The 14,847-nt window shown below is 46.9% G+C and carries 14 protein-coding genes; 13 read left to right on the forward strand and 1 reads right to left on the reverse strand.

Translation table 11 applies throughout. The features are described from left to right. The first annotated feature begins 22 nt into the window (after positions 1-22). The 12 genes from KSP24_RS00495 to KSP24_RS00550 all read left to right on the forward strand — a co-directional run bounded on the left by KSP24_RS00495 (position 23) and on the right by KSP24_RS00550 (position 12,396). Positions 23-571, forward strand: a complete 549-nt coding sequence (locus KSP24_RS00495; protein WP_017426755.1) for an FHA domain-containing protein — start codon at positions 23-25, stop codon at positions 569-571. A 64-nt stretch (positions 572-635) separates the two neighbouring features. After that, positions 636-1,163: an FHA domain-containing protein gene (locus tag KSP24_RS00500; protein ID WP_025365579.1), complete on the forward strand. Its 528-nt coding sequence runs from the start codon at positions 636-638 to the stop codon at positions 1,161-1,163. Between the two features lie 35 nt (positions 1,164-1,198). Continuing rightward, positions 1,199-2,029, forward strand: a complete 831-nt coding sequence (locus tag KSP24_RS00505; protein ID WP_064961864.1) for a PP2C family protein-serine/threonine phosphatase — start codon at positions 1,199-1,201, stop codon at positions 2,027-2,029. A gap of 22 nt (positions 2,030-2,051) precedes the next feature. Then, positions 2,052-3,929: a PP2C family protein-serine/threonine phosphatase gene (locus KSP24_RS00510; protein WP_064961863.1), complete on the forward strand. Its 1,878-nt coding sequence runs from the start codon at positions 2,052-2,054 to the stop codon at positions 3,927-3,929. A 47-nt stretch (positions 3,930-3,976) separates the two neighbouring features. Beyond that, complete coding sequence (locus tag KSP24_RS00515) at positions 3,977-5,296, forward strand: normocyte-binding protein (protein ID WP_216974194.1); 1,320 nt, start codon at positions 3,977-3,979, stop codon at positions 5,294-5,296. Then, entirely contained in the window at positions 5,293-5,982 is a 690-nt protein-coding gene (locus KSP24_RS00520) for an iron-dependent peroxidase (RefSeq protein ID WP_081275878.1), read from the forward strand. The genes KSP24_RS00515 and KSP24_RS00520 overlap by 4 nt, the downstream gene beginning before the upstream one ends. A 31-nt stretch (positions 5,983-6,013) precedes the next feature. Further along, positions 6,014-8,665: an Hsp70 family protein gene (locus KSP24_RS00525; RefSeq protein ID WP_216974195.1), complete on the forward strand. Its 2,652-nt coding sequence runs from the start codon at positions 6,014-6,016 to the stop codon at positions 8,663-8,665. 61 nt (positions 8,666-8,726) lie between these two features. Then, positions 8,727-9,239 (forward strand): RDD family protein, encoded by a 513-nt coding sequence (locus KSP24_RS00530; RefSeq protein ID WP_040103103.1) that lies wholly within the window; start codon positions 8,727-8,729, stop codon positions 9,237-9,239. Positions 9,240-9,298: 59 nt separating this feature from the next. Next, complete coding sequence (locus tag KSP24_RS00535) at positions 9,299-9,454, forward strand: hypothetical protein (RefSeq protein ID WP_013372544.1); 156 nt, start codon at positions 9,299-9,301, stop codon at positions 9,452-9,454. 17 nt (positions 9,455-9,471) lie between these two features. Continuing rightward, positions 9,472-10,248, forward strand: a complete 777-nt coding sequence (locus KSP24_RS00540) for a DNA and RNA helicase (RefSeq protein WP_216974196.1) — start codon at positions 9,472-9,474, stop codon at positions 10,246-10,248. A 499-nt stretch (positions 10,249-10,747) separates the two neighbouring features. Beyond that, positions 10,748-11,680: a DUF2167 domain-containing protein gene (locus tag KSP24_RS00545; protein WP_044787293.1), complete on the forward strand. Its 933-nt coding sequence runs from the start codon at positions 10,748-10,750 to the stop codon at positions 11,678-11,680. Between the two features lie 50 nt (positions 11,681-11,730). After that, complete coding sequence (locus tag KSP24_RS00550; protein WP_216974197.1) at positions 11,731-12,396, forward strand: hypothetical protein; 666 nt, start codon at positions 11,731-11,733, stop codon at positions 12,394-12,396. A 96-nt stretch (positions 12,397-12,492) separates the two neighbouring features. Here KSP24_RS00550 and KSP24_RS00555 read toward each other — a convergent pair whose 3' ends face one another. After that, a complete protein-coding gene (locus KSP24_RS00555; protein ID WP_040103106.1) occupies positions 12,493-13,524 on the reverse strand; it encodes a PocR ligand-binding domain-containing protein in 1,032 nt (343 codons plus the stop codon). 189 nt (positions 13,525-13,713) lie between these two features. Here KSP24_RS00555 and KSP24_RS00560 point away from each other — a divergent pair, with 189 nt between their 5' ends. Further along, positions 13,714-14,847 (forward strand): glycerol dehydrogenase, encoded by a 1,134-nt coding sequence (locus tag KSP24_RS00560; protein WP_040103107.1) that lies wholly within the window; start codon positions 13,714-13,716, stop codon positions 14,845-14,847.

Below are 14,847 nucleotides of genomic sequence, written 5' to 3' on the forward strand. Positions count from 1 at the left end.
GAAGAAACGGGGGAAGCAAGCAGTGAAAACGGCGCAGAGCAGATGGGTTTTCATCATAGATGTTGCCATGTTCGGGCTGATGCTGGCGATCGCCTTTTATGTGTTTAATCGTACAGGCTACAGCGGTTTGAAGACTGTGGTCGCGATAGGTATTGGGATTAGCGTGCTTGTATACATACTGCGCAATCTGGTGTCCGTGGTACCTGTGCCCAAGCCAAAGGCAGAGCGTAAACGGATTACCAAGCTGGTGTTGATTGATGAAGAGGGTGAGTCCGTTAAAGAATGGTACATCGAAAGCGAAACATCATTGTTAATCGGCAAAACGACATCACGCTCTGAGGCAGATATTGATTTAGCAGGTACAGATTATGCTTCCTTGGTAAGTGTGGAGCATGCGGTACTCAACCGGGTAAACAGCGACTGGTTTGTGGAGGATGTGGATTCCGGCAACGGTACCGGGCTACGGTCTGCGAACGAAAGTGTCACCAAAAAGCTGGAAAGTGGCGAGCCTTACCGAATTTACTCAGGCGACTTATTATATATTGCCAATACCAGGCTGCTCGTTAAATAGAAGAAATTGCACAACACGTAGATCGCTGTAAAGACAATCAAGACAATGGGGGAAGGAACCGACTATGAGTTTGACAAGATGCCCGAACGGACACATGTTCAGTACACGAAAGCACGGAAATACGTGTCCTTATTGTAATTCGGTAGTAAATATAGCCGCACCCAAGAGCGCGGAACCAGCAGCGAAAACAAACGTTGCGGGAGACGATGACAAAACCATGCCGTATTTAGGCGAGACGGTAGGGATTCACCCGGTAACCGGGTGGCTGGTATGTATCGAAGGAGCACAGGTGGGTCAGGACTATCGCATTATGGCAGAAAAAAACTTTATCGGGCGCGCAGAGGAAATGCATGTCCGTATTATCGGAGACAACACGATTTCCCGCAGAAATCATGCGGTCATTGTGTATGATCCGAAGAAACGCAACTTTTACTTGCTGCCAGGCGATTCGTCAGGCTTGGCGTATCACAATAACGAGGCGGTATATTCACCAGTGGAGCTGGCTGCTTATGACGTGATTCAGCTCGGGCGCAGCAAATTTATCTTTATTCCGCTGTGCGGCGCTCATTTCGAGTGGGATAACGAAAATTAGAACGGAAGTGGGCAATGGTGCAGGGAGGTAACGATATGCAGCCTTATTTTGTTGTATGTGGAGCTGCGGTGCTATTCGCTGTTCTTCTCATCATCCGTATACGACTGACGCGAAGTACCGGCAGCCGTACCGTGAGTGGAATTGAGATTGGAAATGGTCAAACGATCGGGAGCCGGAGCGAGCAGGATGATTATTTCTCCAGTATGACCACCCCTGTCGGTACGCTGGCGGTTGTTGCAGACGGGATCAGTGGGCTGGCCAATGGGCGCATGTCCAGTACCTTGGCTGTGACGACTTTTACGAAGGCATTTGCCAAGTTAGAAGATGCAACGAATTTGAACGGATATTTTGCAGAGGCCGCAACCCAAAGCAATCGCGGTATTTTGCAAAATTTGAATGGGCAGGGCGGGGGAACGACGCTCGCGGCGGTCATTGTGTGCGGCTATCAGCTGTATTACGGAGCGGTGGGCGACAGCTTGATTACAATTTACCGCAATGGTCACTTTCAGACAGTCAATTCCAAGCATACAGCGGAAACACTGCTGGAGGAACGAGTGCTTGCTGGACAAATGACCTCGGAGGAAGCTAAAACGAGTCCTGTACGCAATCAACTGGTCAACTACTTGGGCTATGAAGGCTTTGAGAGCATGGAACTGGGGAATGCACCGATTCGTCTGTATTCGGGTGATTATGTGCTGCTGTGCAGTGATGGCATTCAGGAGGCGCTGACGGAGATTGAGCAGGAAGAGATCATGCGCAAGGGCGCAACTCCGCAGGAAATGGCGGATGCCATGATCAACACCATCAACGATAAAGGGTTTAAAAGTCAGGATAATGCGACAGTGCTTATTTTGGCGATAGGATGAAACAAGAAAGACGGGGGTAGCGATGCGCAAGGACAACAGCGATTTTAGTACCGCCTTTGTGTCGGAAGCGGGCTCTTACATAGACAACCGGGACTATTTTGCATTCATGGAGACGGACGACATGGCCTGTTATGTCCTCGCAGATGGTCTGGATTCAGATCAGGAGCTGCGCAGCGCAGAAATGGTTGTCAAAACGGTGCTGGAAAACTTCATGGAGAAACCTTCCATGTCCAAGCGGCGCTTGATGAGAGATCTGCGTGAAGCGCAGGAATGGCTGCAATTTGAAAGCCGTCGTGTCCGGCTCAAGGCCAGTCTACTGATGGTAGTGACCAACTATAACAAAATGGTGTACGTTTCGTGCGGTAATGTGCGGCTGTATCATTTTCGCAATGGAAGGCTTAATTTTCGCAGTAAGGATCACAGCCTGGCTCAGTCATTGGCGGATGATGGACGTATTCCAGACGAAGCGACCAGTACACACGAGGAACGGGGCAATCTGCTGGAATACCTCGGAAATCCGAATGGGGTTCATGCCCATTTCGCCAAAAAGACACAGCTTGCAGATGGAGATGTCATGCTGCTCGCTACATCTGGGATGTGGGAGGATGTTGAACTGGCGGAAATGCTGGGTGCGCTGGAGGAAGCGAAGGACCCGGGTATGCTGACGGATACGTTGGAAGAGGTTCTGCTGAGCAAACAGCGCCGGACGGTGAATAATTACACGGCTGCCGCCATTTATGTAAACAAAGTTTTTCAGGAAAAACCTAAAAACCGTCGTAAGCTGATCAAACGGATCTTGATTGCGTTGCTCGCCTTTGTAATCGTGGGCGGGGGAGCGTGGATTACGCTGGCGCGTATGGCTGCGAACAAAGCGGCTGCGCTGGAAACGATGATCGAATCGGCTCAGGCCGCGGATGATTATGCAAGAGCAGGAGATTATGCAAAAGCGCTCAAATCCTACAGTGAAGCGAAAAACGCGGCAGTTAAGATTAATGATAAAATTCACAAGCGGTTGTACACGGCAGAGCAGAAAGTATCTCAGTTGATGGTCGACGGAGACGGCTATGTGGAAAAGGCCGATTTTACCAAAGCTGAAGCCAGCTACGAGAAGGCACGGAAAAGTGCCGGGCTATATCCACCGTTTAATGTGAAGGACATTGAGCATAAAATCGACCAACTGGACAACTATGCTGAGACAGCGAGCTGGATGAAGGACGGAGATTTAAAATTCCAGGGTGGCGATTATACCAATGCGCTTAAGCTGTACAAAAAAGCAAACAAGGCAGCGATGGAATCTGGTTATACGTCCGCGCAAAAAGAGCTGGAAAAGAAAATAACCGAGACCAATGACAAATTAACATCCATCCAGCAGCAGCTCAAGGAGATTCAAGCTGGCAAGCTTCAGGCCAAAGGGGATCGGCTGATGAAGGATCTCGACTATGAAGGAGCCATTGATGCCTATAGCGGGGCCCAGGAGATTTATCAGGAGATTGATAAGCTCGAAAGCGTTCTGGCAATGGAGCGGAGCATAGCCAAGGCGGAGGAAAAGCAGAGCGCAGAGCAGCAGCAAAATGGTCAGCTTCCTGCTGGATTGGGATTGTCTGACGGAGCGATGAATGACACAGATACCGGGGACGCAGCGAGTGAAGCTTCATCTTCTGCTAGGGCAACCTCTGCCACAGCATTGCAAACGAAGGTTGCGCCGACGGCTTCAACGGGCACTACGTCCGCGAAGAAGGAAGCCTCTCCGGCTGCAAAGAGCAGTGGTACGGGGGATGGCAATGCCGCTTCGATCAAGGCGGACACCAGCAAAGAGCAAGGAACTGCTGATTCTGCTTCTAAAGCAGCCGGGGCGTCTAATTCAGAGAGCTTAGATCAGGCTGCTGCGAACGGGAAATAAGTTTTTAATGTTCATTGAATGCTGGAGCTGGAAAGGAGTGAGACGCCGTGAAAGAGCTGGTACAGGATCGTTTGAGCAAGATGGACGATTTAGAGCAGAGACGTTTACTGAAAAATATGATGGCGGGGGTATTTATGAACCTCGTCGAATATCAGGAAGAAATGACCCGCCAGCTAGAACGGCGGGTATTTGAGGAAATTGAGAATACGGAAGAAAAGTTTGATGTGTATGTGTCATTGACCTCACGTGAGGACTATGACCCGATTCATGAATTTTTATATCCTGTGTTGCCCTCCGATGCAGAAGAAAAACAGGTAGACATCAGCCGTGTGGCAGAGGTGGTGGGCGAAGGCGGGGAGATGCCGCTGTTTACGCTTTTTCTCGAAATGGAGACCGAACGAATCTCGGCACTGGTACGCAGCAAGCGAATTTTCTCAGGAATGCTGGTCACGGAAACCGGAAACTATCCGATTCGTTTTCGTTTGGAGCATAACCGTTCTTATATTTTGGAGATTGAGCAGTTGTATCATACGTTTATGCAAAATGGTATGCCGTGGAAAACGATTAATCACCCGTACGCTTATAAATTTGTGGACTGTGTATTGATTGGTGGAGACGGCGAGCCGGCCGCTCATGAAGAAACCCATGAAATCACGATTTCGTTGGAGGAATACGACATTTTTAAGAAAGCCAATGTTTTTCCGCTGTGGAACATTGAAAGACTAGCTCTAAAGAACAGCGGTTTTCCTATACCAGCTATGGATCGTGTGAACTATGAGCATGTGCTGCCTTTGCGTAAAACAGGACCAGAGCATGGTTACCTGATTGACGGGACTGAAAGCGATATCCGCTATATCAAGCGGACAGAAGAGGAACTGACGATTGTCACACCACGTGATAAATCTGGCGAGTGGAATGTGTTGAAGGTTACGAAACCAGCTACAACCAAGCTTAGTCGTCAGACCTATCCGGTATTGTCCAATCGGCGGCAGGACAGCTTTTTGGGTCGCTATGCAGGGAAACAGGCCGTGATTGTCCGGGCCAAAGCAGAGATCACGCGCATCGTCAATTCGTTTGAAGCGGCACAGGGGCTGGAGCTAGAGCGTGTGGACATCTGGGGAGGTGCAGGGAGAAATGATATAAGCAACCTTGTAACCAAAACTCAGACGTATCCGCTAAATCCGTTTGTCAGCGATAATGTACGGACAGAGGATGGCAAGCAGATCATGCGTTTGGGGTTCAGACGTGGTTCCGAGGATGTTTTGCCAACTGCACCTGCTTACATTTTATCCGATTTAATGAGCTTTCTGGTGTCGGAAGTACAGATGTATTTTCCAGAGTACAAGTGTGAAGGAGAATGGGTGTGAATTATGTTTGGGATCTGCTCATGCGCGCAAGGAAACAGGGGCTGGATGTAGATAAATTCCGTTTTGTACCCGCTGTCAGCTACTCTCCGTATATGGAGCTTAGCTTGGCTGAGCTGAATACTTCCCATTTGGAGCAGGTAGTGGAGATTAATCCGTACTACCGCTTTTATTCTATTTTTCGGGATCTGTTTCCACCGGATGCAGCAGAGGATCTAGAGCTGAGAGAATCGCTATTTGATATTATGATGCATTTTCTGGCGGAGATCGATCTGTATCAAGGAATGAATCGGCGAGAGTACCATATTCGGTTTGTTCAGCGTGATATTGCGGATGGCATTTTTGGCCCGAAGGTAAAGGAAGCCTTTGGACAATTAAACCGTGAGGAACAGGACGCAATTGCTGAAGGCCTGCTGCGCCTGTATGAGACGGGGGAAGCCGTACATCTGCTAAAACAAACGATGCGTCGCGTCTTTCATCGCTCGATCATTTACACCAACTGTGAGGAAAAAGACGAACTGCTCATATATATTGGTCAGGAGGAAACGATGCTCTCACGAATCAAAGTCGATTTGATTCTCGATTTATTTCTTCCAGCACGGTTTACGACGGAATTGTATTGGACCAGTCATTTCGGCATTTTGGAGGAAGAACCTACAATGAAAATTGACGCTATCGCCCTCTATTAAAGCTAAATGGCTAAGAAAGGACATGTGAACGATGAACGGACCCTATACATACAGGTTGCTAGACCCGCTCACCGATCGAAAAAACGCTCGTTTCACGACCAAATATACACGGGCGGAATTGGAGCAAATGACGACCTTTCAGTTGCGTGGGATATGTGATAAGGAGCGACTGGTCGAGGGCTTTGCGAATCGTCTGGCACGTGAAGAATTGATTCGCGTAATTTTGCGGTTTCGAAGTGCGGAGGAGCATCTACTCATCACCAGACCCAATCCTGGCGGCTTTGAGCGTATGCAATCGGCATTACAGCGCAACTGGAACGACCGCCGGCAGGAGAGCGGTGGTATCCGAGTTCCCGCCAAAATCACGCTGTATCAGGGTGTGCGCACAGGTCGCATGGACAACTATCGGATCGAATCCGATTTGCCTTGGCTGAGCTCATCTAATGTTCTGCTGGTGAATGCGACAGGGGAATTGTGTGGTGTTTTAAATTTGGTGAAGGACGAGGGACGAACAGGCGTATATTATCTTTCTCGTCACCGCGATGCTGAACTGCGAGAGACATCCAATCATAGCTATAGCTTGCTGTTTTTGCGAAGACAGGAATCAGAATATTTTTATAACCTCTACTATGGAGATAAGCCGATGCTACCGCTGAAACTTCAAGGTCACCGAATCCCGGTGGCAGAGCTGATCATTCGGGGCACGGAAACAACCGATGCGGTACTGGCGATTGATTTTGGCACCTCGAACACCACGGCAGGTGCTTATTTGGATAGTTCCTACGTTACGGCCCCTGATACAGGTATGAGCAGCACGGTAAGGCTGGACGCCATCAATTATGTATCATTCCCTGGCCCAGAAGGTACGGAAGGCGACTGGATCGAAGTGTTGCCGACCGCCATTCGCGTCGCGGACTGCTCTAATCCTGAGCATATCGTTTATGCATTTGGGGAGGAGGCACTACGTGGAAGCGACGTGGCAGGCAGCCGTTCCACGGTATTACGGGGGATTAAACGTTGGGTCAATGACTATAAGCGAATCGAAGAATTAATGGATTCTGAGGGGAATACAGCAACCGCTTCCCGCAGCGATATTTTAGCGGCGTTTATCCGTTATGTGATTGCTACAGCCGAGCAACAATTTAAGTGTCGGTTTCGCAATTTACACTTTTCTGCTCCTGTCAAGCTGCAGCCCCAGTTTATTGAGATGTTTAGCGATATTTTGCCTGATTACCGGATTGAAGCAGAGGATGCGCTGGACGAAGGGCTGGCAGTGCTATACAACACGTTGGCAGACCAGATGGAACGAGGAACTTTTGCAGACGGTGAGGAGTATCAGGCACTTGTCATTGATTGTGGTGGGGGCACGACAGATCTGTCTTCCTGCCGCTTTCGGATAGAAGATGGACGTATTGCTTACAAGCTGGATATTCACACAACGTATGAAAATGGGGATACCAACTTTGGCGGCAACAATCTGACGTACCGGATTATGCAGTTTATGAAAATTGTATTTGCAGGTTATTATGCTGCCGAGACTCGTTTGCCTGACACCGATATTGATGCTCTGATCGGCATTCCTTCAGGAGATTTGTACCGTCATGTGGATGAGTTTGGAGTAGATGCTGTATATGCAGGGCTGGAGGAACGCTATCGTGACGCAGAGGCGATCTTGCCTACCGCGTTCAAACGGTATGAGCATGCTACACGGGATGAATATCAACGGGTACTGAGTAATTTTCATCTGTTGTGGAGTGCGGCAGAAAATATGAAAAAGGAATTTTTTCTACGTACAGGGATCTTGCGCAGTCGCTTTGAATCCGAGCAGGTATTATCTGCTGAAAGTGACCTGAACATTGCCGTAATGGATCGTTGGCTGGTTTCGGTGATTGAGAACGGACGGTTCCGTGATGAATATGGTTTGCCTGATGTGGTGTTTAATATTCGTGAAGTACAGCAGCTACTTAAGGCAGATATCTACAATATTGTGCGCAAGTTTCTGGATGATTTTTATTTGGAGGGGCGCTTGCAGGATTATTCGATTATCAAACTGACCGGGCAGTCCTGCCGGATAGACGTGTTCCGCGAAGCGCTTAAGGAATTTGTGCCAGGGCGCAGTATTGAGTTCCGACAAAAGGCAGAAGATCTAAGCCGGGTACCTGAGTTGAAAATGGCCTGTCTGCGCGGGGCTATCCGTTACCTGAACGCTAAAAAAATGGGGACCATTGAGCCTGTCATTACCAATCATATTCCAGCTATTCCGTATACGGTCAGCGCATGGACGCATACGGGGCGTGAGAAGGAGCTGATTGCGAGTTTGGAAAGCAGCCGGGTACGCGGTTCGATTTCCCGGCCGTCTCAAGCGGTCGAAGTGGAATTCTTCCTGACGGCCAACGGGGGTAAGCTGCGTCAGCGCCATGTGTACCGCAGTCGGCCAGATGCTTTTGAACCCATGCCGTATGAGGAAATCGCAGAGCTGTACGGTCGGGATATCCCGCAGGATGATACGGACTCCATCCGCAATGAGGAAACGAAATATTTTGTTTTTGTCGGGGATAGTCGTTGGGGCTTTTATGTAGTACCGATTACCCGCCGTGATGAATTGCTGTATCTGGGTCCCAAGCGCTTTTTTGCCTTCGAAAATGATCTCTCCGAGCTGGATTTCTTTGACGGCACGAAATAATAAATTAAGAATTATTCAAATGCAGAAATCAGAAAAGCACACAACACCTGGAGGGAATAACATGCTGTATGCAGGTTTTTGGAAACGAACTTTAGCCTATATCATTGACAGCCTTATTTTAGGATTTGTATTTATGATAATCGGACTGGTCTGGATCATCATACAGGCCATTGGAGATTGGGTGCCATCTCCGGCAGAAACCTCTATGCTGACAAACGGGCCGACTGCTGTTTTTACCATGCAATTATTGGGACAAACTTTGATGAATTTGGGGGCTTCATGGCTGTATTTTGCGATCATGGAATCGTCCAAATGCAGAGCTACGGTGGGCAAGCTGGCTCTTGGTATCGTTGTAGTAGATGAATTTAACCAAAAGCTGAGCTTTGGACGTGCGAGTGCCCGCTACTGGAGTAAAATTGTATCGAGTATCATTTTGTGGATCGGTTTTATCATGGCAGGCTTTACAGCTAGAAAACAGGCTCTTCACGATCTGATCGCCCGTACCTATGTTGTGGACAAGCGTGAGCTGAATTATATACTTCGCGAGCAGGCTGGGCGCGGAGCTGGGATGTAAAGGTAGGTAATAAATTCTGAGATTATAATGAACCTCAGTCTTCAATCAGGGGGAGCACGATGGATTTACGCAGATGTATAGAAAAGAATTTTCGCCTATTTATTGGATTACTTGGAGTAAGTAAAGCTCCACCCACCACCGATGATGGAGTTACAGTTCCGCCGCCTGCGCCCGGTGTGAATCGGCTATCTGTTCCCCTAAATAAAGAAGAATAGAGAAAGGAGGGAACCCCATGTTAACGCATATCGTTCCAAAGTTTGAAAAAGGTCGTATTCTCAAAACCGAGATGCTGGAAAATCTGCGGGATTACCCACGTAGCTTTCTGGATATCCGATATCAGGATTATTCGGATGGCATTATTACCGGAATGAACGTGACCGTTGGGGAACATGCGCTGACCGTATGCAGAGGCATTGTAAAGCACAAGAATAGATTATACCTGCTAGAGCAGGAACAGGAAGTGCCGTATGCAGCCACGGGGCAACTGTCGGTGTTGAAGCTGCTTTTTTTGGAACAAACAGATCGCCCGGATTTCACCGTGCATCATGCAGATATTGTGCTGGAGGCCGAGGCTGAGATCGGATTGGATGAACTGGAGCTGGGCCGGTTCAAACTCAAAGATGGAGCCGTGCTTCGTTCCAATTATCAGGATTTTGCTGATATGGCTACTGAATTTAATACATGGAGTGATATCCATGTCCCGTTTGCGGGCTTGTATCAAAGCACATTGCGTCCGGAAACGATGCGCTACTTTGCATCCGAACTGCTCAAAAGCGGTACAAACGATCCGATGGATTGTATGTTTGCACTGATGTGTCTGAACCTGGAAGCTGTGGACAGAGAATCTATCCAGCATTATATTGCGAACCGAAGTGGTGCGGAATATAAGGAATTTTCACATGCTCAGCTCCATAGGCAGTTAGTGTTGATTTTGGAAGGAGCCGGACGGGGGAAGCGCACAGCAGGCCGCTGGCAGGGCGGCGGAGCCGGACGGATGATTGTGGATTAAAATAGCTGATAGAGGAGTGGAGTGTGCATCCCCTCTATCTTTACTTCTATGTCCCGGCATTTGATAAATCAATCCGGTGTAAGCCTATACATTCTTTTAAATAAAAAAGATGACATATGTATAAAAAACAGGAATAAAGTCACTAAGACTATAGTCGCTTGTTTGGTGAAGTGTACATTTCTTATTCTACTGAAATTCGACATTTTATATGCTAGATGAGACTTGAACGGATAAGTTGCAGCCATTACGCAATTGTGCTTGTCCATGATGAGTCTTTTCATATCGCTCCTCTATACCTTGTAAAACCAGTCCGATTAGAGTAGAAATTTGCATACATATGTATAAAAATGAGTATTAAGTCTTGGAAACGCCCTTTGCTACTGTGAATTGACAAAATATAAAGCAGTGGCTAATATGGTTGGGGACACGGGAGATATTGGAATTTATAAAGGGGTAATGAGTTTTGGATAAGAGACTAGATAACAAATGTAACAACAAAATGAGATGGAGCCAAACGATTTTGGGAGCGCTGTTGGCGCTTAGTCTGGTGTTACTCAGTGGAGGAAACGCGTGGGCTTCATCCAGTGAACAATTAAAATGGGTTGAAGGTGGCCGAAAGGTGGACCTGGGCAAGGTGGCTACGGTTGATTTAGACTCATCTCTTCTTTTTTTGGATGCGGCTAACACTGCAAAGGTAAGCGAGATGAATCACGAAAAGCCATCTGGCAAGGAAATTGGGAGTATATTTCCGAAGGATGAAAATCAAAATTGGGAAGTTGTTTTTGAATACTATGAACTTGGACATATCAAGGATGATGAAAAAGAAGATATCGATGCAGATGCCATTCTAGATAGTTATAAAGAGGGTACGGAAGAGAGTAATAAGGAAAAGGCGGAAAGTGATCGCCTGTATGTTACAGGCTGGGATGTGGAGCCTTTTTATAATGAAGCGACCCATAATCTAACTTGGTCTATGCTGGCGGAGGATGGGAACAAGGAAAAGCTGATTAATTATAATGTTCGCGTGCTCACTCGTCAGGGTTATATCTCTGCCATATTAGTGTCCGATCCTGCACATTTGGATGCGGATAAGAAGTTTTTGAATGAGAAAATATTACCCAAGTTGACCGTCAAATCAGGTGAGCGATACGAGGATTTTAATGCTTCAACAGACAAAATTTCTGAGTATGGCCTGACTGGACTGATCTTGGGAGGAGCTGGCTTGGCAGTAGCTAAAAAGGTAGGCTTGTTGGCATTAATCATTGCTTTTTTTAAGGGCGCGGGAATTAAGGTGCTCGTCCTCATTGGTGCTGCTTGTGCAGGTGTGTTTGGTGTGATAGGCAAGTTTTTTGCCAAATTATTTCGCAAGAAAAAATCAGAATCCTTGCACAATGAAACGAATGCTCAGGATCAGTCAGAAACATTACGTTAGCTCTAAAGAAACACACCATAATAAAATTGCTGATAAAAAGGGGGATTTGTATGTCCGTTCATGATGATGAGAAAACGAAAATTTATAAATTGGATAATAAACGTTTTGCTATTCTTCATCCTCATGCCATTCTTACCGATTTGGCTCAGGCTCAGGCAGAAGCAATCAGTGTGCAGCTTTCCGAAGGGACTGTGACGATGGAAGAAATGGAGCATTATGATTATTGTATTCCATTACATGAAATAGAAAGCGTGCAAACAAATTTGACCAAATTTGATGATACATTGCTTCTTACCTATACAAAAGCAGGGAGCTCCACACCTGAAAAAGTGAAAATGGAATTTGCCAGTGACGAAAAGGACGCGTTCGTACAGCATTTGTACAGCTACATGAAGAAGGATTATACTTATGAGCAATCTACGAATACGGCTTGGGCATCTATGAAACCGTCGATCGTCTTTTTTCTATACACATTATTGATCGGGGGCTTTCTCTCCTGGCTAGCGTATTATATGGAGACGGCTGATGAGTATTCGTTTAGGGTGCCTGCCATCCTGTATCCGGTTGTAGAGCTGATTTCGTATACGGGATATATGCCGGTCGCTATCTTTATGGGGGTAATTGTATTGATTTCCTTAATGATGGTCGTCAAAAGAGCAATCAAACCAAGCACTAAACTGGTGATTAAGCGCAAATCACAATCACAGGCAGCCTGATCAGTACACACAGATTATGTAGCTTAGGCAAGAACATTATGAACAGATGATCATGGTAACAATATATACCCATGAATCATCTGTTTTTTCGTTTATTTATCCCTTGTAATACTTTCGGTACACCGCAGGTGTTGTACCTTCATACTTTTTGAATATTTTAATAAAATATCCCGGCTCATTGAAGCCGAGCTCGCTACTGATCTGGGATACCGGAATATCTGTGGCTTCGAGCAGTTGCTTCGCCCATTTCATCTTTAAGCGGGACAGATAGCTGGAAAAGTTCTCACCCGTTTCTTTCGCAAACAGCCGACTAAAATAACTCGGACTAATGTGACACAAGTCAGCCATGGCTTTTAGAGAGAAAGTTTCACCCTTGTGCTCATAAATATATTCAAAAGCGGGTTTGAGTACAGGATTTCCGCACGGAATATCCTCATCCCCTGAGGAGTTCAGATAGGCATCTGCTAAGATATTATTCATTTCTTTCTTAAGGCTTTCGATATGCTTCAGCGAGTAGCCAGGAAGGATCTCGGACAACTGCGGAGTGGACTCTATGGCCGAAGCCTTTTCGAACATTTCCGCGAGAAGATTTTTGTTCATCGCTTCTTCAACAATATAATTACACAATAAGGATAACATGTTGGAGATCATCTGAATTTCCTGATAAGTCATCGTCGGCAGATCGGCGTAGTAGTCCTTAAGTTCCTCCCATTTGGAACTGTACAGTTTTTCATTTTTTGACGTGAGGATTTGTTCCAGCTGTAAAGCGCTCGAAGGATCGGCTAGGCGAACCTGACCTGCCATGACGGCGCCGATGTACTTATCGTCGATAATAATCGGTACTGCGATGTCAACGATGTCATAATGACAGAGATAAATGTAAGGTTTGTTAGAACGTACGGCCTCAAGTCCACCACGAGAGTCACATTTTTGGCAATAGGGAAGGAGATTCTCATCTTGGCGAACTTTCTTGCAGAACGATTGGCATTGGCTGTGGCTAGTTACGGGATTCCCTCTATAATCGACGGTGAGAATGGCTAATTTGGTAACGGATGCCAATGAATCCTGCAACTGCTCCCACTTTTTCAAATCAAAGATTTTCTGGATGCTCAAATGTTCACGTATCAAGATTCTCATCCCTTAATGGTAAATTATCCTGTAAGCAACAACAAAAAAGTACAATTCACATGCTTCAGTGCAAAAAAATACGATTGCAAATTATAATATATTCCTTGATTCCTCCAATGTAAAGTTCACATGGTTCGTTTATAGTTTTAATCAGAACGAAACCAACACCATTAAAGGGAGGAATTATAGATGAGAAAAGCTTTTATCAGCCCAAGCAAATATGTACAAGGTGAAAACGAATTGTTGAATTTGGGTTACTATGTGAGCACCTTCGGCAAATCTGCCTTACTGATCGCGCATCCAGCCGATGTGGAGCGGGTGAAAGATAAGCTTGATTCCACTACGGAAAAATATAACGTGACCTTTATTGAAAGCGGTTTTATGGGTGAGTGCTCCAGACAGGAAGTGTCTAGACTCCAAGAAATCGCCACTGCGAATGGATGTGATTGCATCGTTGGTCTCGGCGGCGGCAAAGCGATTGACGCGGCGAAATGTGTGGCACAAGGGGAAGCGCTTATCATCTGTCCGACGATTGCTGCGACGGATGCGCCGACAAGTCACTCGGCCGTTCTTTATACTCCAGAAGGCGCCTTCGACGATTACGCCTATTTTAAACAAAGCCCGAGTGTCGTATTAGTCGACACCACTGTAATTGCCAATGCACCAACCCGATTCCTCGTATCAGGTATGGGTGATGCACTGTCGACATACTTTGAAGCCCGTGCGACCTCCCGCTCTTACTCCAGGGTCAACGCTGGACTGCCTAACGGAGTACGCGAGGGACAGTGTGCGCCAGCCGTAGGTACGAATGCGGCGTTGGCACTTGCAACGTTATGCTATGAAATGCTCTTAAAAGACGGTGCCAAAGCAAAAGCGGCATGCGATGAAAATCAAGTTACACAAGCACTCGAAAATATCATTGAAACTAATATTTTACTCTCAGGTCTTGGCTTCGAAAGCGGCGGACTTGCTGCGGCCCATGCGATTCATGATGGACTCACCATTTTGGAAGGCACGCATCATTATTATCATGGAGAAAAAGTCGCATTCGGTACGATCGCACAGCTGGTGCTCGAAAACGCACCGACGGAAGAATTACATCAGGTACTGGATTTCTGTTTAACCATCGGTTTGCCGGTCTGCTTGGCCGATATCGGTGTCGATCATATCAGCCGGGAAGAACTCATGGAAGTAGCTGCTAAAGCCTGCATTGAGGAGGAATCGATTCATGCCATGCCGTTTCCGATCACGGTGGAGCAGGTTGCAGCGGCAATTGCTGCGGCCGACCGGATCGGCAGCCAGTACAAAGCGGAGGTAAAATAG

It is taken from the genome of Paenibacillus sp. AK121 (genome assembly GCF_019042715.1).
Taxonomy (GTDB): domain Bacteria; phylum Bacillota; class Bacilli; order Paenibacillales; family Paenibacillaceae; genus Paenibacillus; species Paenibacillus polymyxa_C.

Bases quoted from the DNA above. Each gene is read 5' to 3' on its own strand.
- KSP24_RS00535 (WP_013372544.1), top strand. From the start codon at position 9,299: ATGGATTTACGCAGATGTATAGAAAAGAATTTTCGCCTATTTATTGGA.
- KSP24_RS00530 (WP_040103103.1), top strand. From the start codon at position 8,727: ATGCTGTATGCAGGTTTTTGGAAACGAACTTTAGCCTATATCATTGAC.
- KSP24_RS00560 (WP_040103107.1), top strand. From the start codon at position 13,714: ATGAGAAAAGCTTTTATCAGCCCAAGCAAATATGTACAAGGTGAAAAC.
- KSP24_RS00510 (WP_064961863.1), top strand. From the start codon at position 2,052: ATGCGCAAGGACAACAGCGATTTTAGTACCGCCTTTGTGTCGGAAGCG.
- KSP24_RS00500 (WP_025365579.1), top strand. From the start codon at position 636: ATGAGTTTGACAAGATGCCCGAACGGACACATGTTCAGTACACGAAAG.
- KSP24_RS00505 (WP_064961864.1), top strand. From the start codon at position 1,199: ATGCAGCCTTATTTTGTTGTATGTGGAGCTGCGGTGCTATTCGCTGTT.
- KSP24_RS00525 (WP_216974195.1), top strand. From the start codon at position 6,014: ATGAACGGACCCTATACATACAGGTTGCTAGACCCGCTCACCGATCGA.
- KSP24_RS00540 (WP_216974196.1), top strand. From the start codon at position 9,472: ATGTTAACGCATATCGTTCCAAAGTTTGAAAAAGGTCGTATTCTCAAA.
- KSP24_RS00545 (WP_044787293.1), top strand. From the start codon at position 10,748: ATGAGATGGAGCCAAACGATTTTGGGAGCGCTGTTGGCGCTTAGTCTG.
- KSP24_RS00550 (WP_216974197.1), top strand. From the start codon at position 11,731: ATGTCCGTTCATGATGATGAGAAAACGAAAATTTATAAATTGGATAAT.